Annotated in this window: 21 protein-coding genes; 10 read left to right on the plus strand and 11 right to left on the minus strand. The window is 60.6% G+C overall.

The window, feature by feature from the left end:
- Positions 1-52: 52 nt before the first annotated feature.
- A complete protein-coding gene (locus QKB66_RS04730; RefSeq protein ID WP_414252795.1) occupies positions 53-1552 on the plus strand; it encodes a leucyl aminopeptidase in 1500 nt (499 codons plus the stop codon).
- Between the two features lie 22 nt (positions 1553-1574).
- Here QKB66_RS04730 and QKB66_RS04735 read toward each other — a convergent pair whose 3' ends face one another.
- Entirely contained in the window at positions 1575-1967 is a 393-nt protein-coding gene (locus tag QKB66_RS04735) for an oxidoreductase (RefSeq protein ID WP_414252796.1), read from the minus strand.
- Between the two features lie 139 nt (positions 1968-2106).
- Here QKB66_RS04735 and sucB point away from each other — a divergent pair, with 139 nt between their 5' ends.
- The 7 genes from sucB (at position 2107) to QKB66_RS04770 (ending at position 11900) form a co-directional block, all read left to right on the plus strand.
- Complete coding sequence (gene sucB, locus QKB66_RS04740) at positions 2107-4119, plus strand: 2-oxoglutarate dehydrogenase, E2 component, dihydrolipoamide succinyltransferase (protein WP_414252797.1); 2013 nt, start codon at positions 2107-2109, stop codon at positions 4117-4119.
- A 370-nt stretch (positions 4120-4489) separates the two neighbouring features.
- A complete protein-coding gene (gene gcvP, locus QKB66_RS04745; protein ID WP_414252798.1) occupies positions 4490-7360 on the plus strand; it encodes an aminomethyl-transferring glycine dehydrogenase in 2871 nt (956 codons plus the stop codon).
- Positions 7361-7400: 40 nt separating this feature from the next.
- Complete coding sequence (gcvT, locus tag QKB66_RS04750; protein ID WP_062043890.1) at positions 7401-8513, plus strand: glycine cleavage system aminomethyltransferase GcvT; 1113 nt, start codon at positions 7401-7403, stop codon at positions 8511-8513.
- Between the two features lie 66 nt (positions 8514-8579).
- Positions 8580-8969, plus strand: coding sequence for a glycine cleavage system protein GcvH (gcvH, locus tag QKB66_RS04755; protein ID WP_062043887.1), 390 nt, complete (start codon positions 8580-8582; stop codon positions 8967-8969).
- Positions 8970-9130: 161 nt separating this feature from the next.
- Complete coding sequence (gene lipB, locus QKB66_RS04760) at positions 9131-9934, plus strand: lipoyl(octanoyl) transferase LipB (protein ID WP_239240773.1); 804 nt, start codon at positions 9131-9133, stop codon at positions 9932-9934.
- Positions 9935-10022: 88 nt separating this feature from the next.
- Positions 10023-11087, plus strand: a complete 1065-nt coding sequence (lipA, locus tag QKB66_RS04765; RefSeq protein ID WP_414252862.1) for a lipoyl synthase — start codon at positions 10023-10025, stop codon at positions 11085-11087.
- Positions 11088-11117: 30 nt separating this feature from the next.
- Positions 11118-11900: a DUF4191 domain-containing protein gene (locus QKB66_RS04770; protein ID WP_414252799.1), complete on the plus strand. Its 783-nt coding sequence runs from the start codon at positions 11118-11120 to the stop codon at positions 11898-11900.
- A gap of 96 nt (positions 11901-11996) precedes the next feature.
- On the opposite strand, the gene QKB66_RS04775 is transcribed toward QKB66_RS04770, so the two are convergent.
- A complete protein-coding gene (locus tag QKB66_RS04775; RefSeq protein ID WP_248093924.1) occupies positions 11997-12470 on the minus strand; it encodes an RDD family protein in 474 nt (157 codons plus the stop codon).
- 140 nt (positions 12471-12610) lie between these two features.
- Between QKB66_RS04775 and glnA the strand changes: the two genes are divergently transcribed.
- On the plus strand, positions 12611-14044 hold the full coding sequence (gene glnA, locus QKB66_RS04780; RefSeq protein WP_311517945.1) for a type I glutamate--ammonia ligase: 1434 nt from the start codon (positions 12611-12613) through the stop codon (positions 14042-14044).
- Between the two features lie 102 nt (positions 14045-14146).
- On the opposite strand, the gene QKB66_RS04785 is transcribed toward glnA, so the two are convergent.
- The 5 genes from QKB66_RS04785 to thrC all read right to left on the minus strand — a co-directional run bounded on the left by QKB66_RS04785 (position 14147) and on the right by thrC (position 19104).
- Positions 14147-15781 carry a CTP synthase gene (locus tag QKB66_RS04785; protein WP_414252800.1) on the minus strand — a complete coding sequence of 545 codons (1635 nt, stop codon included), beginning with the start codon at positions 15779-15781 and terminating at the stop codon, positions 14147-14149.
- A 194-nt stretch (positions 15782-15975) separates the two neighbouring features.
- The gene (locus QKB66_RS04790; RefSeq protein WP_061923922.1) at positions 15976-16506 is read right to left on the minus strand and encodes an NUDIX hydrolase; all 531 of its coding nucleotides are present in this window, start codon (positions 16504-16506) and stop codon (positions 15976-15978) included.
- Between the two features lie 48 nt (positions 16507-16554).
- Entirely contained in the window at positions 16555-17454 is a 900-nt protein-coding gene (locus QKB66_RS04795; RefSeq protein WP_248093922.1) for a trypsin-like serine protease, read from the minus strand.
- Positions 17455-17482: 28 nt separating this feature from the next.
- Positions 17483-17635, minus strand: coding sequence for a hypothetical protein (locus QKB66_RS04800; protein WP_162839576.1), 153 nt, complete (start codon positions 17633-17635; stop codon positions 17483-17485).
- Between the two features lie 20 nt (positions 17636-17655).
- A complete protein-coding gene (gene thrC, locus QKB66_RS04805) occupies positions 17656-19104 on the minus strand; it encodes a threonine synthase (RefSeq protein WP_414252801.1) in 1449 nt (482 codons plus the stop codon).
- A 38-nt stretch (positions 19105-19142) separates the two neighbouring features.
- Between thrC and QKB66_RS04810 the strand changes: the two genes are divergently transcribed.
- A complete protein-coding gene (locus QKB66_RS04810) occupies positions 19143-20444 on the plus strand; it encodes an MFS transporter (protein ID WP_414252802.1) in 1302 nt (433 codons plus the stop codon).
- On the opposite strand, the gene QKB66_RS04815 is transcribed toward QKB66_RS04810, so the two are convergent.
- The 4 genes from QKB66_RS04815 to QKB66_RS04830 all read right to left on the minus strand — a co-directional run bounded on the left by QKB66_RS04815 (position 20441) and on the right by QKB66_RS04830 (position 22323).
- A complete protein-coding gene (locus QKB66_RS04815; RefSeq protein WP_096337256.1) occupies positions 20441-21160 on the minus strand; it encodes an AAA family ATPase in 720 nt (239 codons plus the stop codon). The two genes, QKB66_RS04810 and QKB66_RS04815, sit on opposite strands and share 4 nt — an antisense overlap.
- Before the next feature lie 9 nt (positions 21161-21169).
- On the minus strand, positions 21170-21388 hold the full coding sequence (locus QKB66_RS04820) for a hypothetical protein (RefSeq protein ID WP_248093918.1): 219 nt from the start codon (positions 21386-21388) through the stop codon (positions 21170-21172).
- Positions 21389-21504: 116 nt separating this feature from the next.
- On the minus strand, positions 21505-21930 hold the full coding sequence (locus QKB66_RS04825; RefSeq protein WP_248093917.1) for a hypothetical protein: 426 nt from the start codon (positions 21928-21930) through the stop codon (positions 21505-21507).
- Positions 21931-21963: 33 nt separating this feature from the next.
- On the minus strand, positions 21964-22323 hold the full coding sequence (locus tag QKB66_RS04830) for a hypothetical protein (protein WP_414252803.1): 360 nt from the start codon (positions 22321-22323) through the stop codon (positions 21964-21966).
- Positions 22324-22356 lie beyond the last annotated feature (33 nt).

The raw sequence follows: 22356 nt of genomic DNA on the forward strand, positions 1-22356 counted from the left end.
GTAGGGTGTGTGAGGTAAAACCATTTTCAATCCCGAATGCAAGGAGGAAATCGTGGCAAAGTCCGCGTTTACCCTGCCCGCCCGCGGCAGCTTCCCATCTGTTGAACTGGCAAAGAAGGCCCCAAAGAAGGCCGACGCATTGCTCATCGCAGCTTTCAGCGGCGAGGATGGCCTTGAGGTTCCGGGAAGCGACGCACTGGATTCCGCTGCGCTGCGCGCTACCTACGAGGCGCTTGCTGCGGTAGACGCAACTGGCCGCGCAGGCGAAATCACCCGCATCCCTGCACCGCAGGATTCCATCGCGCCGCTCATCGTCGCTGTCGGATTGGGTGACGCTGAGCTTCTCGACGCCGAAATGCTGCGCCGTCACGCCGGCACCGCCGCGCGTGCGCTCACCGGCGCCGGCACCGTGGTCACCACCCTTGCGGACTTTGGCCTGACCGCCACCGTCGAGGGCCTCATCCTTGGCGGCTACGCTTACCGCGGCATCCGTTCCGGCGAGGCCAACGACTCCGAGTCGCCGGCTTCCTTCAGCGTTATCGCAAACAAGAAGGCAGCCGAAGAGTTCGAGGCCGCGCGCGTTACCGCTGAGGCTGTGAACCTCGCCCGCGATCTGGTAAATACCCCGGCTAACGAGCTCTACCCTGAGTCTTATGCCGAATTCATCTCCAACGAGGCTGCCGCGGCAGGCCTGGAGGTAGAGGTACTAGATGAAAAGCAGCTGAAGAAGGAAGGCTACGGCGGCATCATCGCCGTGGGCAAAGGCTCCAAGCGCCCACCACGCCTAGTGCGACTTACCTGGGCACCGAAGGATGCCACCAGCACCGTTGCTCTGGTGGGCAAGGGCATCACCTTCGATACCGGCGGCATCTCCTTGAAGCCAGGCGCCGGCATGTGGGACATGATCTCCGACATGGGTGGTTCCGCAGCCATGGCCGCTGCCATCATTGCGGCCGCCAAGCTGGAGATCCCGGTCAATGTCACCGCTACCCTGCCATTTGCTGAAAACATGCCAGGACCGGGTGCTACCCGCCCAGGCGATGTGATTACTCACTACGGCGGAATCACCTCTGAGGTACTCAACACTGACGCCGAAGGCCGCCTCGTTTTGGCAGATGCCATTGCTCGCGCCAGCGAGGATAAGCCGGAGTACCTCATCGAGACCGCTACGCTTACCGGCGCGCAGATTGTCGCACTGGGTACCCGTACCGCTGGCGTCATGGGCTCCGATCTCTTCCGCGACCGCATTGCCGAGATTGGCCGCGAGGTCGGTGAGAACGCATGGGCAATGCCGCTGCTCGAGGAACACGACGAAGAGGTCAAGTCCCAGGCCGCCGATATCCGCAATATCAACGCTAAGCGCGAGGGCGGCATGGAATTTGCCGGTACCTACCTGCAAAAGTTCGTCGGCGAGGGCATCGAGTGGGCGCACATCGACGTCGCCGGCCCGTCCTGGAACAACGGCGCACCGCACGGCTACACCCCGAAGCGCGCCACCGGCGTTCCGGTTCGCACCGTGGTTGCAGCGCTGCGCGAAATCGCAGAGTCCTAAACCGCAGCCCTAGCCTGGGCTTCTAATCAGCGCCGTGCTCGCGCTCAAAGCGGGCGCGGCGCTGTCTTTGTTCTTCTCGCTTGCGCAAGATGCGTTCGCGCTCCATACGCTCGCGCATGCGCTGGGGGTAGCCGGTTTCTTCTACGTCGTAGACATCGCATTGCAGCAATTTCGCCACAGCATCAATACCCTTCGGCCCGCCGATCCGGCGGCGGATGAACTGGCCAGTCTCATCCACGACGACCACGGACATCTCGTTGACCACCGTTTCAGGTTCTACAAATGCTTCAATATAGGCGCGTCCGCGCGCCCACTCAGAAAGGGCTGCTGCGTCTTCCTTCCGGATCGTCTCGCCAGGCCCGCGTGGGGGCCGCAGCTGGGACCTAGATCTGTTTCGACGGAAGGGATTGAACATAGGCCATGAGTCTACTCCCCCGCGTACTTTCGCACTTAAAACGGACTGGTGGACCCAGATGTGCACGCTAGTCGCACTCACGCGGTAGGATTGAGCATCAGCGTTAAACAATTCCGACTTCCGAGGAGTCTTATTACTTATGGCACACTCTGTTGTGATGCCCGAACTGGGCGAATCCGTAACCGAAGGCACGATTACCCAGTGGCTGAAGTCCGTGGGTGACACGGTCGAGGTCGACGAACCATTGCTCGAGGTCTCCACCGATAAGGTCGACACCGAAATCCCTTCCCCCGTTGCGGGCACTATCCTCGAAATCAAGGCTGACGAAGATGACGACGTAGAGGTCGGCTCCGTGATCGCCATCATTGGTGACGAGGGCGAGTCTGCTTCCGATTCTTCCGCTGAAAAGCCAGCCGAAGAAAAGAAAGAAACCAAGGAAGAGCCGAAGGCTGAAGAGAAGAAGGAAGAGGCTTCTGCACCGGCTGCTTCCGGCTCCGCAACCGACGTAGCTATGCCAGAGCTCGGCGAGTCCGTCACCGAGGGCACCATTACCCAGTGGCTGAAATCCGTAGGTGACACGGTCGAGGTCGACGAACCACTCCTCGAGGTCTCCACCGACAAGGTCGACACCGAAATCCCATCCCCAGTCGCCGGCACCCTGACCGAGATCCTCGCCGACGAAGACGACACCGTCGACGTCGGAGCCATCATCGCCCGCATCGGCGACGGCAACGCTGCCCCTGCAGCTTCCTCCGAAAAGGAAGAAGCCAAGGAAGAGCCAAAGGCTGAGGAAAAGGCAGAGCCGAAGGCCGAGGAAAAGAAGGAAGAGGCTTCCGCACCGGCTGCTTCCGGCTCCGCAACCGACGTAGCTATGCCCGAGCTCGGCGAGTCCGTCACCGAGGGCACCATTACCCAGTGGCTGAAGTCCGTAGGTGACACGGTCGAGGTCGACGAACCACTCCTCGAGGTCTCCACCGACAAGGTCGACACCGAAATCCCATCCCCAGTCGCCGGCACCCTGACCGAGATCCTCGCCGACGAAGACGACACCGTCGACGTCGGAGCCATCATCGCCCGCATCGGCGACGGCAACGCTGCCCCTGCAGCTTCCTCCGAAAAGGAAGAAGCCAAGGAAGAGCCAAAGGCCGAGAAGTCTGCAGAGGCTTCCTCCACCCCGGCTGCTTCCGAGGGCTCTTCCAAGATCAACAACGGCGACAACGTTCCTTACGTCACCCCGCTGGTACGCAAGCTGGCTGAAAAGCACGGCGTTGACCTTTCCACCGTTTCCGGCACCGGCGTTGGCGGCCGCATCCGCAAGCAGGATGTCTTGGCAGCTGCAGGCGAGGGCGAGGCACCGGCGGCGTCGGCAGCCGGCTCCTCCAACCCACGCGCACGCTGGTCCACCAAGTCCGTGGATCCGGAAAAGCAGGAGCTCATCGGCACCACCCAGAAGGTCAACCGCATCCGCGAGATCACCGCTGCAAAGATGGTTGAGGCTCTGCAGATTTCCGCACAGCTGACCCACGTCCAGGAAGTCGACATGACTGCCATCTGGGATATGCGCAAGAAGTCCAAGCAGGCCTTCATCGACAAGCACGGCGCTAACCTGTCCTTCCTGCCGTTCATCGTTAAGGCAACCGTTGAGGCTCTGGTTTCCCACCCGAACGTCAACGCTTCTTACAACCCTGAGACCAAGGAGATGACCTACCACGCAGACGTCAACGTGGCTATCGCCGTCGATACCCCACGTGGCCTGCTGACGCCGGTCATTCACAAGGCACAGGACATGTCCCTGCCGGAGATCGCAAAGGCTATTGCTGAGCTGGCTGACAAGGCCCGCAACAACAAGCTGAAGCCGAACGACCTCACCGGTGCCACCTTCACCGTCACCAACATCGGCTCCGAGGGCGCACTCCTCGATACCCCGATTCTGGTTCCGCCACAGGCCGGCATCCTGGGCACCGCCGCTATCACCAAGCGCGCAGTTGTTGTCAACGAGAATGGCCAGGACGCAATCGCTATCCGCCAGATGTGCTACCTGCCGTTCACCTACGACCACCAGGTTGTCGATGGCGCAGACGCAGGTCGCTTCATCACCACCATCAAGGACCGCCTTGAGACCGCCGACTTCGAGGCTGACCTCGAGGTCTAAGGAGTTAAACCCTTAGTAGTTTAGGGTTTTCCGCCCCGCAGACTCCCCTGTTTCCACTGCTGTGGATACTCGGGAGCCTGCGGGGTTTTCACATATCTCCCCGCAAACGGGGGTGTTAGGCCTGCCCGAATCTGTCCGGCGATTTCTCAACCCTGTTCCTCGCCCACGGGCCGCGTAGGGAGTCTATTCGGCACTTTTAGGCTCTTAGCGCGGCTATGGGCGACGCCGTCGTTGTGTGGTGCACGAAAAGACTTCTATAAACCGATTTAGGTCACAGCCATAGGCTTTATACTTAGGGTCGGTTTAGGCCATGTTTTAGGCATTCACCATGACGTCCTTCACGGAGCTTCTTTCAAAGGAGATTGAACTTATGGATTTCATCTCGCGCCACCTCGGACCAAATTCTTCCGAGCAAGCGACGATGCTCAACGCACTGGGATACAACAGCGTGGACGCACTTGTCGACGCCGCACTTCCCACAACCATCCGCGCCGCATCGGCACCGCAGTTGCCAGATGCCTTGAGCGAGAATGAAGCGCAGGACAAGCTGCGCGAATACGCCAGCCAGAACATCGTGTTGAAGTCCTTCTATGGCCAGGGCTACTCCGACACACTTACCCCGGCCGTCATCCGCCGCGGCCTGTTGGAGGACGCTGGTTGGTACACCGCTTATACCCCGTACCAGCCGGAGATCTCCCAGGGTCGCCTGGAAGCACTGCTGAACTTCCAGACCATGATCGAATCCCTTACCGGTCTGCCGATTGCAAACGCTTCCCTGCTCGACGAGGCTTCCGCTACCGCTGAGGCAGTCGGCCTGATGTCCCGCGCGGTCAAGAAGGGCCGCCGCGTCATCCTGGACTCCCGCCTGCATCCGCAGGTGCTCGCTGTGGCGGCGGAGCGCGCTCGCGCCATCGAGCTCGAGGTGGAAATCCTCGATATCCGCGAGGGCCTCGTGGGCGAAGACCTCATCGGCGCTGTCATCGCGTACACCGGCACCGAGGGCGACGTCTTTGACCCACGCGGCATCATCGAGGAGCTGCACACCCGCGGTGCGGTTGTCTCCGTCGTCGCCGACCCGCTCTCCCTTCTTTTGTTGGAAGCACCGGGCAAGCTGGGCGCGGACATCGTGCTGGGCTCCGCGCAGCGCTTCGGCGTCCCAATGTTCTTCGGTGGCCCGCACGCGGCATACATGGCCGTTACTGACAAGCTCAAGCGCCAGATGCCGGGCCGCATCGTCGGCGTTTCCAAGGATGCAGACGGCCGCCCGGCATACCGTCTAGCTCTGCAGACCCGCGAGCAGCACATCCGCCGTGAACGCGCTACCTCCAACATCTGTACCGCGCAGGCGCTGCTGGCCAACGTAGCGTCCATGTACGCCGTCTACCACGGCCCAGAAGGCCTGAAGGCAATCGCGCAGCACATCCATTCGCTGGCTGTTTCCTTCGCCGACGCAGTTCGTGAGGCCGGCGTAAAGCTCGTAGCGGACGAGTTCTTCGACACCGTCACCATCGCTGACGTCGATGCCACGGCCATCAAGTCCAACCTGCAGGAGCAGGGCTACCTGGTGCGCGCCATTGGCTCCGACAAGGTATCCGTCTCCTTCGGCGAATCCGCAACCGCTGCAGACGTGGCGAAGCTAGCCGCAGCGTTCGGTGCCGAGATCGCAGCTGAAGCTGTGGCCAAGGATGACGCAGCACAGTCCGCGCTTCCTTCCGCACTGGTTCGCGAGGAAGCTCCGCTGGATTACGCAATCTTCAACTCCATCCACTCCGAGACCCAGATGCTGCGCTACCTGCGCACTCTGGCAGACAAGGACTTGGCGCTGGACCGCACCATGATTCCGCTGGGTTCTTGCACCATGAAGCTGAACCCCACTGCTGCCATGGAGCCGATCTCTTGGCCAGAGTTCGCGGGCATTCACCCATATGCACCGGAAGAGACCACCGCCGGCTGGCGCGCGCTCATCGAGGAGCTCGAGGGCTGGTTGGCCGAGCTGACCGGATATGCCAAGGTCTCCATCCAGCCCAACGCTGGCTCCCAAGGCGAGCTCGCAGGCCTGCTGGCCATCCGCCGCTACCACGTTGCCAACGGCGACGCTGGCCGCGACGTCATCCTCATCCCATCTTCCGCACACGGCACCAACGCAGCCTCTGCTACCCTGGCAAACCTGCGCGTCGTCGTCGTTGCTACCGCGGACGATGGCTCCATCGACCTGGCGGACCTCGATGCCAAGATCGAGCAACACGGTGAGCACATTGCCGGCATCATGATCACCTACCCATCCACCCACGGCGTCTTCGACCCTGAGGTCCGCGACGTGTGCGACAAGGTCCACGCGGCAGGCGGTCAGGTCTACATCGACGGCGCGAACATGAACGCCCTAACCGGCTGGGCACGCCCGGGCGAGTTCGGCGGCGACGTCAGCCACCTGAACCTGCACAAGACCTTCACCATCCCGCACGGCGGCGGTGGTCCGGGCGTTGGCCCGGTGGGCGTCGCCAAGCACCTGGTGCCATTCCTGCCCACCGATGCAAACGATTCCTCCATCGACCCGCAGCAGGCTACCTCGATTGAAAAGGGCGTTCCTTCTACCGCCAGCAAGTTTGGCTCCGCCGGCGTACTGCCTATCTCCTGGGCCTACCTGGCCATGGTCGGCACCGAGGGCGTTGCACAGGCCACCAGCCACGCCATCCTGGGCGCAAACTACCTGGCAAAGTCCCTGCAGGATTCCTTCCCGGTTCTCTACACCGGCAACGCCGGCCTGGTCGCGCACGAGTGCATCTTCGACCTGCGCGAGCTGACCGATGCCTCCGGCGTTACTGCGGCGGACGTCGCCAAGCGCCTCGTGGACTACGGCTTCCACGCACCGACCCTGTCCTTCCCAGTGGCTGGCACCCTGATGGTCGAGCCGACCGAGTCCGAGGACTTGGCCGAGCTGGACCGCTTCATCGAGGCCATGCGCGCAATCCGCGCCGAAATCCAGGCCATCATCGACGGCAAGGTCGCCTACGAAGCATCCGTTATCCACAACGCTCCGTACACCGCAGCGGCAGTGACCTCCGATAACTGGGAGTACTCCTTCACCCGCCAGGAAGCCGCCTACCCGGTTGCCTCCCTACGCGCCAACAAGTACTTCCCACCAGTCCGCCGCATCGACGAGGCTTACGGTGACCGCAACCTGGTTTGCGCTTGCCCGCCGCCAGAAGCATTCGAGGTCTCCGCTGACGCGGAGGCCAACTAACGGAATCGAACTAGCAGAGAAGAACTCTAAAGGAGAAAAAATGTCTGAACTGCTCAACTCCCCGCTGCATGCAGAGCATGAAAAGCTTGGCGCATCCTTTACGGCTTTCGGCCCGTGGAACATGCCCCTGAAGTACAACAACGAGCTCGAAGAACACCGCGCGGTTCGTAACTCCGCCGGCCTTTTCGACCTGTCCCACATGGGTGAAATTTGGGTCAACGGCGAGGATGCCGCAAAGTTCCTGTCCTACTGCCTAATCTCCGATATGACCACCCTCAAGGTGGGCAAGGCAAAGTACTCGATGATCTGCGCCGCAGATGGCGGCATCATCGATGACCTCATCACCTACCGCCTGGGCGAGACCAAGTTCCTGGTCGTGCCAAACGCCGGCAACGCTGACGTGGTCTGGGAGGCACTCAACGAGCGCGCTGAGGGCTTCGACGTGGACCTCAACAACGAGTCCCGCGACGTAGCCATGATTGCCATCCAGGGCCCGAAGGCAGCAGAAATCCTCATCCCGCTGGTCGAGGACAACAAGCAGGAAGCCGTCATGGAACTGCCTTACTACGCAGCGATGACCGGCAAGGTAGCGCGCAAGTACGCCTTCATCTGCCGCACCGGCTACACCGGCGAAGATGGCTTCGAGCTCATCGTCTACAACTCCGATGCCCCGGAGCTGTGGGAGGAGCTGCTCAAGGCCGGTGCCGAGTACGACATCCTGCCGTGTGGCCTCGCAGCGCGTGACTCCCTGCGCTTGGAAGCTGGCATGCCGCTCTACGGCAACGAGCTCTCCCGCGACATCACCCCGGTTGAGGCCGGCATGGCGCGTGCTTTTGCTAAGAAGGAAGCTGACTTCGTTGGTGCTGAGGTCATCCGCGCTCGCGCAGAGGAAGGCCCACAGGTCGCCATCACCGGCTTGGTCTCCGATCAGCGCCGCGCCGCCCGCGCCGGTGCTGAGGTCTTCGTTGGCGATACCAAGGTCGGTTCTGTCACCTCCGGTCAGCCTTCCCCGACCCTGGGCCACCCGGTTGCCATCGCGCTGCTGGATACCTCTGCAAACCTGCAGCCTGGCGACGCCGTCGAGGTAGACATCCGCGGCAAGCGCTACCCATTTAGCGTCGCGGCCCTTCCGTTCTACAAGCGCGAAAAGTAGTTCGCGGACGCGTGACAACCGTTAAGATAAGAACACATACCATCTTCCGAAAGGACTCCCATCACAATGGCTAACCTTCCTGCAGATTTCTCCTACTCCGAGGACCACGAGTGGATCAACTCTTCTGCTGACGCCGCACAGGGCGCAACCGTCCGCGTTGGCATCACCTCCGTTGCTGCTGACCGCCTGGGCGAGGTCGTCTTCGCTGAGCTGCCGGCAGTCGGTGACACTGTTACCGCTGGCGATACTTGCGGTGAGGTCGAATCCACCAAGTCCGTGTCCGATCTCTACGCCCCAGTTACCGGCACCGTCACCGCTGTTAACGAGGCTGTTCACGATGACTACGCAGTCATCAACAACGACCCATTCGGTGAAGGTTGGCTCTTCGAGGTCGAGGTTTCTGAGACCGGCGAGCTGATGACCGCAGAGGAGTACGCTGCGGCAAACGGCGTTTAAGCCACTTACTGCTAAAGCGGGAGGGTTTCCTCCCGCTTTTTCTTTTGCCTCCGCCTACGCCTCCCCCCCTGCCCCCTCACCCCGGTGTTGGGCGGGCATTGGCCTAGGTGGCACTATCAGTATCGAACCTCGCGTTTTATTAGATTAAGGAAGCATCACACATGACAGCTCCTCGTGAGCCCTTCTTCCCCGCTGATCGCAGCATTCGCGCGTCGCAGGAAGCGCTGGAAATCCGCCACCTCGGCCGCATGGATTACCAACAGGCGTGGGATCTCCAGGCCGAACTTGCCGCCCAGCGCGCAAAAGGCGAGCGCGGCGACATCATCCTCGTGGTCGAGCACCCCAACATCTACACCGCTGGCAAACGCACGCAGCCGGAGGATATGCCGGACAATGGTCTGCCGGTCATCACGGTAGACCGCGGCGGGCGGATTACTTGGCATGGTGAGGGGCAGCTAGTGGTCTACCCCATCTTGAAGCTCGCAGAGCCTGTCGACGTCGTGGACTATGTCCGCCGGCTCGAAGAGGCAATCATTCAGACGGTGCGCGAGCTTGGTGTTCGTACCGCCGGCCGCATCGACGGCCGGTCTGGCGTGTGGGTGCCCTCCACCACCCAGGCCGTGGACCCGCAGGCCCCCAAGCGCGATCGCAAGATTGCGGCGCTGGGAATCCGCATCACGCGCGGCGTGACCATGCATGGTCTTGCGCTTAATTGCACCAACACGCTGGAGTATTACGAGCACATCGTGGCCTGCGGCATTGACGACGCCGACGTGACCACGCTGAGCCTCGAGCTTGGCCGCGATGTCACTATGGAGGAAGCTGCGACACCGCTTCTCGACGCCCTGCAGCGCGCGCTTTCTGGTGAGCTCACTGTCGCGGACCACACCTTTGGTTCAGCACCGGACCCGATTAAGGTCGCCAACGAGAAGGCCCGCCAAAAGCGTGCCCAGAGTGCGGAATAAACCTCCACACACCGGACTTGTATTAGTAAGAGACAATCCCAACCCCGTAGAGTGAGTTTTTGTGACTGTTAAGCCTGAAGGACGCAAGATGCTCCGCATTGAGAAGAAGAATGCGGAATCCCCCATCGAACAGAAGCCGCGCTGGATCCGCAATCAGGTCCGCACCGGTCCGGGCTACGAGGATATGAAGTCCCGCGTGTCTGGCGCTTCCCTGCACACCGTGTGCCAGGAGGCTGGTTGCCCGAATATCCACGAGTGCTGGGAATCTCGTGAGGCCACCTTCCTCATCGGTGGCGATAAGTGCACCCGCCGCTGCGATTTCTGCGACATCGCCACCGGTAAGCCGGCGGAGTTGGACCGCGACGAGCCGCGCCGCGTTGCAGAAAACATCCAAGAGATGGACCTGAACTACACCACCATCACCGGTGTTACCCGCGACGATCTGCCGGATGAAGGCGCGTGGCTCTACGCCGAGGTCGTGCGCAAAATTCACGAGCTCAACCCGCACACCGGTGTGGAAAACCTGACCCCTGACTTCTCCGGCAAGCCGGACCTTCTGCAGGAGGTCTTCGAGGCGCGTCCCGAGGTCTTCGCGCACAACCTGGAGACGGTTCCGCGCATCTTCAAGCGCATCCGCCCGGCATTCCGCTACGAGCGCTCCCTGGACGTTATCCGCCAGGCCCACGACTTTGCTCTTATCACCAAGTCCAACCTGATCCTGGGCATGGGCGAGACCAAGGATGAGATCGAAGAGGCGCTGCGTGATCTGCGCTCTGCTGGCTGCGACATCATCACCATTACCCAGTACCTGCGCCCAGGCCCGCGCTTCCACCCGATCGAGCGTTGGGTACGCCCGGAGGAGTTCGTCGAGCACTCCAAGCTGGCCAAGGAGCTCGGCTTCGGCGGCGTCATGTCTGGCCCGCTGGTGCGTTCTTCTTACCGCGCTGGCCGCCTGTACGTGCAGGCGATGGAGGCCCGCGGTTTCGAACTGCCAGAGAATTTGCAGCACCTGGCTGAGACCTCGAAGGGCGCTACCGCCCAGGAGGCTTCGACGCTGCTCGAGAAGTACGGCCCTTCCCAGGAAACCCCGGTAACGACCCGCATGGTCAAGACCCCGGCAAACGCTGACTCCGCTGCCGCTGCAATTCGTTAATTTGCAGCGCTGACCTTTAAAGTAGGAACCATGGCACAAGACGATAAGGCAAGCCTGAAGGCTGCAAAGAAGCAAGAGCGCGCCGCAAAACGCGAGCAGCGCAAGCAAACCCGTTCCCAGATGTGGCAAGCGTTCAATATGCAGCGCAAGCATGACAAGGCATTGGTTCCTATCATGCTCGCCGCTTTCCTCGGCATGGGCCTGTTGTTCTTCCTTATCGGCCTGCTCTTTCACGGCGAGTGGTTCATGCTCATCCTGGGCCTCGGCATCGGCGCTTTGCTGGCGATGTGGCTGTTTACCCGCCGCCTTGAGCGCGACATGTACAAAAAGGTCGAGGATCAGCCGGGCGTTGCGGGGTGGGCGCTGGAGCAGCAGCTGCGCAACACCGTGGGCATCGTCTGGAAGGTCAAGACCGCGGTCGGCGTTACCCGCCATCAGGACCTCATCCACCGCGTCATCGGCAATGCCGGCGTCATCTTCGTCTGCGAAGGTGACCGCAAGCGCCTGACTCCGGTTCTCAACACCCTGAAAAAGCGCGTGGATAAGCTCGCCGGCGGCGTTCCGGTCTACGAGGTCTGGGTGGGCAACGGCGAGGACGAGGTCCCAGTGTCCAAGCTGCGCAATCACGTGATGAAGTTCCCGCGTAACTTCAAGAAGGACGAGACCTACGCAATCATCCGCAAGATTGAGGCCATGGATGACCTGCCAGGCACCACCCCGGGTCTGCCGAAGGGCCCGATGCCACGCCAGGCGCAGAACATGGCTGGCATGAACCGCCGCATGCGCCGCGCGCAGCAGCGTAGGGGCAAATAATACTTGTGCAAAAGCGGCCCTTCCTTGGAATCCACCAAGGAAGGGCCGCTTTTAGGTTTTGCAGGAAGCGCCCTGCGACGCCGCAAGATAGAGGAACTAGACCATGATCACTGCGGTGCCGGTTGCGCGGTCGTGGATACCGCGGCCGTCGGTATCGACCATTGCGGCTGGGAAGAGGAAGCCGGTGAGGATGGTGCGCACTGCCGCGCGCCAGAAGCCCACCGTTTGACCCGGGGCGTCGAGCCGCGCCACGCCCATGCCCAGCAAAAGCATGCCCGGAGTGCGAGCGAAGAGCCAGCCGCAGAGGATTCCGACGATGACCCACAGCATGTAGCCCAGGAATGCAGGGCCGCCCAGCGCGTCGGTGAACATCGCGATGAGATTGGCCAGCAGCATGCACACGATCCAGTCGATGAGAACCGCCCCTGCACGGCGGGCCACTGGCGCCAGCGCCCCGGAGCCAGACTCAGGAAGTCCGAGCTTTTCGCCCGGCCATGCGCCGGGGCCTTCGAAGTCATCATTTTCGCCCGGGATTGCGGGTCCATCGAGCCATGTTCGCTTATCAGCCATGCTGACCAATCTAGTGCCCCCTGCATGCAGACACGAAAACGAAATATATCTATAGATCGATGGGTTAACGTCCGAAGGCCAAATAAAGCTAGTAAACTTCGATGAAGAACATTTTTCTAAACCCCTGAGGAGACAAAACAGTGTCTTTCGAGTCCGTCCAGGAAATCGTAAAGTTCATCGAGGATGAAGACGTAAAGTTCGTCGATATTCGTTTTACTGACGTTCCCGGCACCGAGCACCACTTTTCAATTCCCGCTTCGGAGTTCACCGAGGCCGCCGCTGAAGAAGGCCTCGCATTCGACGGTTCTTCCATCCGTGGCTTTACCTCCATCGATGAGTCTGACATGACCCTGCTGCCAGACCCAGCAACCGCGATGGTGGATCCTTTCCGCTCCTCCAAGACACTGAACATCAAGTTCTTCGTCAACGATCCGTTCACCCTGGAGCCTTTCTCCCGCGACCCACGCAACGTCGCAATGAAGGCCGAGGAATACCTTGCTTCCACCGGCATCGCGGACGTGTGCAACTTCGGCGCCGAGGCCGAGTTCTACCTCTTCGATTCCGTGCGCTACTCCACCGACATCGACCATGGTTTCTACGAAGTAGACACCGACGAGGGCTGGTGGAACCGCGGCAACGAGGCCAACTTCGACGGCACCCCGAACACCGGTTTCAAGACCCGCGTCAAGGGCGGCTACTTCCCCACCGCGCCCGTCGACAAGCATGGCGAAGTCCGCGATGCCATGGTGCGCAACCTGCAGAACGCCGGCTTCCAGATCGAGCGCTTCCATCACGAGGTGGGCGCGGGTCAAAATGAGATCAACTACCGCTTCAACTCCCTGCTGCACGCGGCTGATGATATTCAGACCTTCAAGTACATCATCAAGAACACCGCCGCTGAGTACGGCAAGTCCGCAACCTTCATGCCAAAGCCGCTCGCGGGTGACAACGGCTCCGGCATGCACGCCCACATGTCCCTGTGGAAGGACGGCAAGCCACTGTTCTACGATGAGGCAGGCTACGGTGGCCTTTCCGATATCGCGCGCTACTACATCGGCGGTATCCTCCACCACGCACCGGCAGTTCTGGCGTTTACCAACCCAACTCTGAACTCCTACCACCGCCTGGTTCCGGGCTTCGAGGCCCCGATTAATCTGGTCTACTCCCAGCGCAACCGCTCCGCGGCAATCCGCATTCCGATCACCGGCTCCAACCCGAAGGCAAAGCGCATCGAGTTCCGCGCTCCGGACCCATCAGGCAACCCGTACTTCGGTTTCGCTGCGATGATGATGGCTGGCCTCGATGGCATCAAGAACCGCATCGAGCCGCACGCTCCGGTAGATAAGGACCTCTACGAGCTGCCACCGGCAGAGCAGGCTTCCATCCCGCAGGCACCAACCAGCCTTGAGGCTTCCCTGCGCGCCCTGGAGGAAGACAATGAGTTCCTGACCGAAGGCGACGTCTTCACCGAGGACCTCATCGAGACCTACCTGCAGTACAAGAACGAAAACGAAATCGCTCCTTCCCGCCTGCGCCCAACCCCGCAGGAGTTTGAGATGTACTACGACTGCTAATTAGGACTGCTAATTAGGGAGCAAAGAAAATCCCTGCGGAAGCACAAGCTCTCCGCAGGGATTTTACGCGTTTTAGGCCGCTTGCTTAGCGGCCGGCGGCCTTTAGCTCAGCGCCGCTGCAATCAGCCCGTCAAAGAGCGGGTGCGGTTTCGTTGGGCGCGACTTGTATTCGGGGTGGGCTTGGGTGGCCACCATGAATGGGTGCTCGGGGTACTCCACGAATTCGACCAGGTTGCCGTCGGGCGAGGTGCCGGAGAAGACCAGGCCGGAGCCTTGCTCGATCTGCGCGCGGTAGGCGTTGTTGACCTCGTAGCGGTGGCGGTGGCGCTCAGAGACCTCAGTGGTGCCGTAGGCCTTCGCCACGACGGAGTCTTCAGCGAGCACAGCTGGATAAGCACCCAGGCGCATGGTGCCGCCGAGATCCGCCTCGCCGGAGACGGCCGCCTGCTGCTCTTCCATCGTGGCGATGACTGGCGCAGAGGTCTCGGGGTCAAACTCTGTCGAGGAGGCGTCGGCAATGCCTGCCTGGCGGGCCGCCTCCAGCACGGTGCACTGCAGACCCAGGCACAGGCCCAGGAAAGGAATCTTGTTCTCTCGGGCGTAGCTCACCGCGGCGATCTTGCCCTCGATGCCGCGCACTCCGAAGCCGCCTGGCACCACGATGGCGTCGAGATCGCCCAGCGGAGTGGCTGAGTCTGCTTCGCAGTCATCCGAGGTGATCCACTTGATTTTCGCCTTCGCGTGGTGAGCAAAGGCCGCATGCCGGATTGCCTCTGCCACGGAAAGGTACGCATCCTGGAGGTCGATGTACTTGCCCACGATGCCCACGGTGACCTCATGACGCGGGTTGCGGACGCGATCCAGTAGCTCGCCCCATTGGGTCCAATCCACATCGCGGAAAGGCAGGCCTAGTTTGCGGATGACGAAGGTGTCCAGGTGCTCGCGGTAGAGCACCTCCGGGATGTCATAGATGGACGGCGAGTCAGGGCAGGACACCACGCCTTCTTCCTCGACGTCGGTCATCAGCGCAATCTTGTGTTTTAAGCCATCCGGAACGTCGCGGTCACACCGCAGCACCACTGCGTCCGGCACGATGCCGATGGAGCGCAGCTCCGCCACGGAGTGCTGGGTCGGCTTCGTCTTCAGCTCCCCCGAAGTGCCGAGGTATGGCACCAACGAGCAGTGGATGAAGAAGATATTCTCGCGGCCGACGGCATGACGTACCTGCCGTGCGGCCTCCAGGAAGGGCTGCGATTCGATATCGCCCACGGTGCCGCCGATTTCGGAGATGACCACGTCCGGCACACTGCCGGAGGCATCGGGCGCGGCCATCGCGAGCACGCGATCCTTGATCTCATCGGTGATGTGCGGGATGACCTGCACGGTCTTGCCCAAGTACTCGCCACGGCGCTCCTTCGCGATGACCGAGGAGTACACCTTGCCCGTGGTCACATTCGCGTTCTTCGTGAGGTTGCGGTCCAAGAAGCGCTCGTAGTGGCCCAGGTCGAGGTCGGTCTCGGCACCGTCTTCGGTGACAAAGACTTCGCCGTGCTCGAACGGGTTCATAGTGCCTGGGTCGACGTTGAGATATGGGTCGAGCTTCTGCATGGTCACCGAGAGTCCGCGGGCAGAAAGCAGCTGACCCAGCGATGCCGCTGTTAAGCCTTTGCCCAGGGAGGAGACAACTCCTCCGGTGACGAAAATGAATTTGGTGTTCTGGTTGGAACGAGGTGGCATGGAATGCACCTTTCGAGGAATTTGATTGCTGATGCGGCAAGCTCAGCGCAACGAGACACCCCTTGAAGATCAAAAAAATCCGCGGGACGCCTCGCGCGGCGACCTACGGATCTTCAGACTATCACCAGCCATCAAATAGAAACAATTAGCTGACAGAAATCCAGGTTGGAGGTGGTTTTGGGCATACGCGATTGCTAGTTGCGTTTTACAAATCCCATGCGGGGGCGAAAGCCCTTCGGATGCTTCATTTGTGCCACGGCATCACCGATCAGCATACGGTTACGGGCGCTTACCGAAGCCGGCATTTGGGCCACGGAGAACCACTGCGCCGCAAGGTTTTCCTCGTCAGAGACCACCGGCTCCGCGCCTTCTGGAACCGAAAGCCGCAGTGCGGTGGACATGAACATGCACTCGTCGCCATTGTCGTAGGTGACAGGGCCTACCTGCCCCACGCCAAGCAGCGCTTCCGCGGTGGCATCGAGACCGACTTCTTCCTTGACCTCACGGATGGCTGTGGTGGTGATTTCCTCGCCAGGCTCGCAGATGCCCTCGACGGGCGCCCAGGTCTCATTGTCGGCGCGCTGTACCAGCAGCACCGATGGGACTTCCCATAGCGCCGCGTTCATGGGAACATCGCGGACAATAACTGCGGTGCACGCTGGCAGGAATAGCTGCTGGTGGCCCACCTTCTCACGGAGGTTAAGGATGTATTCAGGGGTTGCCATGCCTACTACCCTAGCCGCTTTCTTTATCCGCTTTTGGCCGCGCCCGCGCTAGCCCGCCTGCGCTATTTCAGAGCCCAAAATCTCCGGGATGAGCGCTACGATATCGGCTGCAGGGGTAAAGGAAAGCTCCATGTCCGACGCTTCGGCGCACTGACCTTTTAGCTCCTGCGTGGTGCCAGAGACTACGCCGACGATTGCGGGTCCTCCTGGCAGTTGGGCGTACATCGGCCCGCCGGAATCGCCTTGGGTACCGCAAAGGCGCGCCCGAGCGGCCGTGGTTTCCATGCGGATCTCGCCGGACTTCAGCCCGCCCTTTTCCGGGCCATGGCTTAGCTCGCCACAGGTCTCCCCAGTGATCCGCCCTAGCTTGCACAGCTGTTGTGGGAGCTCGCCCGTTGTGGCTACGCCGGCTTCCATGTATTTCGGCGTGTAGTAGCCCACGTCGGCATGCAGCTCGATGAGCGCGAAGTCGAGGCCGTGGGTGGTATCGGAATACAAGTCCGAATAGACCACTTCCCCGATTGGTTCTGCTGGGAAAGTAAAGGTGCGATGCGCGTTTCCGGCCCACACACGGTCGCCGGGTTTGCCGCAGTGCGATGCGGTCACCGCGAAGTTGCGGCCATCTTCCAACGAGAAAGACCATGCTGCGGTGCACATCTGGAAGTCAAAATACTCTCCCGGTTTCGGTTCCTGGGAGGAGATATCCAACGCGGTTCCCGCCGGCATGGGCGAGAGCGCAGGCCGCGAGGTACCGGGGCTCGCGGCGGGGATTTCCGGCTGCGCTGGCGTGGCTTCCGCGTCACCCTCGTTGTTTACCTGAGCATCGCTTTCCGACGCCTCCGGTGCGGCGGATTCGCCAGCGAGGGTGGCCGCGGCGTCGCCAAGCGCGTGCTGCACCGTCTGCGTGGGGATCAAAGAGCAGCCGCCGAGGCCAATTGCTAAAGCCACGGCGGCTGCTATCTGTGGTACCCGCGAGCTAGACCGTGCCATCACCATCGGTGTTCTTGTCTGCTTCGGAAGCTTGCTTGTTTTCCTTTTCCATCTCCGCCATCTCCTTGAGATCGCGGATGAACTTCTCTGGATCGAACTCGGTGAAGTATTCCGGTCCGGAGAACTGTTCCTGTGCCATTTTTATGCTCCTCTGGGGTGCTATTTCACGTCGGTCTGTGCGATGGAGCGGCGGATGTAGTCTTGGACTGCAGCGACGTCATTGGGCAGATCCGTGACATGCCTTTGCGCATCCATGATGCCAGCAAATCGCTCCGGGACTGCTGGCTCGGTGCCGATGGCCTCGACGATGGTCTCGGAGAACTTCACCGGCAGGGCGGTCTCTAGGCAGATGATCGGGGTCTTGATGTCCTCTTCCTTCTGCACCTGGCGGGCGACCTTGATGCCGTCCGCGGTGTGCGGATCCACCAGGTAGCCATAACGCTCCTTGACCGATGCAATGGTTGCTAGGCGGTCAGCATGCGTGGAGGCGCCGGAACTAAAGCCGTACTCATCGCGCGCGGCGCCGAGCTCTGCGGCAGACAGCTGGAATCCACCCTCCTTCAGCTTGGGGCCAAAGAGCTCCGCGGTGCGGGAGGCATCACGGTCAAGCAAATCGAAGACGAAGCGCTCAAAGTTCGAGGCGCGGGAGATATCCATCGACGGTGAGGAGGTCTTATAGGTCTCCTCCGCCGGGCGCGGACGGTAGTTGCCGGTGCGGAAGAACTCATCGAGCACGTCGTTTTCGTTGGTGGCGACGATGAGTTTGTCGATGGGAAGCCCCATCGAACGGGCGATGTGGCCGGCGCAGATATCACCGAAGTTGCCGGTGGGCACGGAGAAAGAGACCTTCTGCTCGTTGTCGGAGGTGACCTTCAGGTAGCAGTTGATGTAGTAAATGACCTGCGCCATAAGGCGTGCCCAGTTGATGGAATTAACGGCGCCGATGTGGAATTCCTTCTTAAACCCGGCATCGTTGGAGGTTGCCTTAACCACGTCCTGGCAATCATCGAAGACACCATCGAGCGCGATGTTGAAGATATTCGGATCATCAAGGCCGAACATCTGAGCCTGCTGGAAAGCAGTCATGCGGCCTGCCGGGGTCAGCATGAAGACGCGGATTCCGGTGCGCCCGCGCATGGCGTATTCCGCAGAAGAGCCAGTATCGCCCGAGGTAGCGCCCAGGATGTTGAGGGTTTCATCGCGGCGGCCCAGCTCGTACTCGAAGAGCTCGCCGAGCAGCTGCATGGCCATGTCCTTGAAGGCAGCGGTAGGCCCTTCGGAGAGGTGGCCGATGAAAAGGCCATCACCCAGCGCGGTCACGGGGACAATTTCCTCGCTCGCAAACTTGGGATGGGTGTACGCGCGCTGCGCGATGGCCTCCAGATCATCAGTTGGAATATCATCCACGAAAAGCTTGAGTACTTCTGCTGCAAGCGCCGCGTAGCCTTCCTCAGCAAGCAGCTGACGCCATTCGTTGAGCACAGCGCCGTTTAGTTGCGGATAGGATTCCGGCAGGTAAAGGCCACCGTCAGGGGCAAGTCCGCCTAAGAGAATATCGGTAAAAGAAGCGGGCTGACGGTTAGCGTCGCGCGTAGAAATGTACTTCACCCCCTGCATCATAGTCGGGCACGCGTAAAGTATCAGCCATGTCTGCGCCAAATCCACGGGAAGTTGTGACCACCAAGGCCTTATCCATTTGGGTTGCCGCGATGCTTGTCTACATCGTGGCGATTACCGGACGTACCTCTTTTGGTGTGGCGGGGCTGGAAGCGATGGAGCGTTTCGACGTCGATGCCTCTCGCATTGCAGTCTTCACCTCAGTGCAGTTGGGCATCTATGCGTTCGCACAGATTCCCACGGGTGTGCTCATCGATAAGTATGGTCCTCGCAAACTGCTCGTTATTGGCGCTGTCATCATGGGCGTGGGGCAGGTAGCACTGGGCTTAACCGCAAATTATTGGATGGCTATTGCCGCTCGGCTTTTGATTGGCGCGGGCGACGCCACGGCCTTCTTATCCGTGATGCGCATCCTGCCCTATTGGTTCCCTTTGCACCGCACGCCAATGTTTACCCAGGTGACCTCGTCGTTGGGTCAGCTCGGCCAGTTCGTCTCCGCTATTCCTTTCGCTGCGCTTTTGGGGTGGACCGGATGGACCACGGCCTTTGTAGCTTTGGGTGCGGCGGGCATCCTCATCGCATTAGCTGCGGCGGTTGCCGTAGCGGACACGCCTGAAGCTCTAGGCATCATCGAAACTCCCGCCGAGCAACCCAATTCGCAGGCGCATTCCTTGGCCGCCGGCCTGGCCATGGTGCTGCGTTCCCCCGTTGCATGGCAGGGATTTTTCATCCACTTCTGTGGCCTTTTGGGTGCGACTGTATTTGTTATGTTGTGGGGAATGCCGTTCATGACGGAGGGACTAGGAATCTCCAAGGTGCAGGCCGGAACGGTGCTGACCTTTTATACGATCTGCATGTTTGCGTTAGGGCCAATCCACGGCAAGATTTCCTCGCGTGCACAGGGTTTCCGCGACTGGATGGCGCTGTTTTTCACGACACTCAACATAATGTCGTGGACGGCTTTCTTCCTCTGGGGCAACAGCTTCTTCAGCCTTTTCATCCTCATGGTGGCTATTTCGTTGTGCTCTCCGTGCTCGAACTATGGCTTCGACATCGTACGCGAGAACATGGAACGCAGTGTGGTGGCCACGGCAACAGGCTTGGCCAACATGGGTGGATTCATCTCTTCGATGGTGGCAGCGCAAATTTTTGGCATGGTGCTCGATAGCCGTGGCCACGCGCCACACTACGAACTGGGCGACTTTCACGCGGCCGCTGTAACTTCCCTCATCATTTGGCTTGCAGGCATGCTCGGAGTAGCTGTCACGCACTTCTTGCGCAAGCGCGGCGGAGGCACTGTCCCGAAGGTCAAGGTTGTCAGCGTCTCCTAGGTAATCAGGAACTTTATCGTTTCCTCTGGCGCCTCCAGGAATTCCCGGGTGGCCGCCACGGGCTCGGCTGCGTCGAAGGAAATCCTCTCGAAACCGGCGTCGCCAAGCTCGACGATGTCCGCGCCCGGCACGGCAAGCAGAATCGGCGAGTGCGTGGCAATGAGGAACTGGGCGCCGCGCTCTGCGGCTTGATGAATTTCGGCCACGAGCGCCATCTGCCGCACGACAGACAATCCGGCTTCGGGCTCGTCAAGGATATAAAGCCCGCGGCCGTCGATATGCTCGCCCAGCACGTCGAAGACAGACTCGCCGTGGGAGCGGTGCTCCAAGTCCACCTCGCGCGGCAAGGTATTACGCCCGGCGCGCTCGTCTGGGGTATTAGCCGCCTCAAGCACGGACTCATGCGTTTCGGCGCGTAAGAAATAGCCTCGTTGTAGATTCTCGTCGAGCTTACAGCTCAGTCCCGCGGACAGGCCGCGAAAAGGCGCGCGGATGCGCTTGGCATCGTCGTAGCGCCCGCCAAAGGGCGAAAAGCGCAGGCGCAGCGCGATTGCCTCTAGAAGCGTGGACTTGCCCGCCCCGTTTTCACCCACCAAGCAGGTCACGGGCGAGGTGAACTCGAAGTAAGGCAGGTCCTGCAGGTATTGCACCATGGGCAGCTGGAGCAGGTAGCTATCCAGTTCCTGTTTCTTTAGCGAGACGGAGCGCAGCAACATACTCGCCCACTATAGGCCGGGATAGAAGCTACGCAACGCTTCCCCGAGTTCCTGGCCGGGCTCCTTCAACGGGCTTTGCGAAACTTCATCAGAGTTAATGGGAATTTCCACGCTGGATTCTATAGGCATGGCGTTGACCGCATAGGAAACGCCGAGTCCGCCAGTGACCGGAATTGCTACGGCCAATGAAACGCCGATCGCGGTGCCAAGTTTCTCGCGCCAGCTCATGTTCCTCCTCCACACGCAATGCGTTATGCATTCGTTATATTTACGAGGATTACATTAAGTCTGGCACCTGCGAGATGCTTCGCGTAGGCCTGCACGGCACCTGTGTGTTCCTGTGATTACTGCGCTGGGGAGCTTTCCGCGACGATGGTATCGACGGCCGGGTTGACCAGGCCCAAATCAAAGGCCTTGAGGATAACGGCAGCCTCCTCATCATCGAGGACGCCTTGCTCGATTGCTTTGCGCAAAACCTGAATCATGGTTCCGCGGGACTCGGAACGATTCGCGGATTCGAGCATGTCGCGCGGCATCGACTCGGGGGGAATGCCAAGCGCTTCAGCCAGCGAGTACATGCGCTCTTCATCGATATTCGACGGCGCCGCCGAATTGTCATTTTGCAGCACACCGCCACCGATGGCCTCTGCCACGGTCTGCGCACCAGCGGGTGGATTATCCCGGGTGGTGGCAAACACGCCAATGCCCAGTGCGAGGATGGCCAGCACGGCCACAATCGCCCACACGGCGACGATTTTACTGCGATTCACGGTTTTAAAGTCTAATCCTGGCTAAGGGCGGTTCTAAATACTTGGGCCGAAGTTACCAAAGGAGCTGCCGCCACGTGGTGGGTCGAGACGCTCAGAAAGAATATCGATGACAGAGCGAAGTGCATTATCGCCCAAGGTGCGCTCCCACGCGCTGCGCGGCTGCTGGGAATGACGAGGAGCCTGCGGCTGCGTTGATTGTGTGGTGGCTGGTTCATCCGCCGAGGCGTGAATATTTTCTTCCGGCCTCGGCTTCGTGACGCTTACGCGAAGCTGCGCATCCTCCAGCTCTAGCGCGTCGCTGCCTGTGGCCCCGGCTGCCCGAGCCGCGACTAGGAAGGCCTCCAAGTCAGCCAAGGTGGCGGTGGTGATATCAAGCGACAAATTCAAAGACATGGCTTTCTCAATTCTTTAAGCCCAATGCTGGGA

Origin of the sequence: Corynebacterium sp. c25Ua_89, from assembly GCF_047459735.1 — a bacterium.
Classification (GTDB): Bacteria; Actinomycetota; Actinomycetes; order Mycobacteriales; family Mycobacteriaceae; genus Corynebacterium; species Corynebacterium simulans.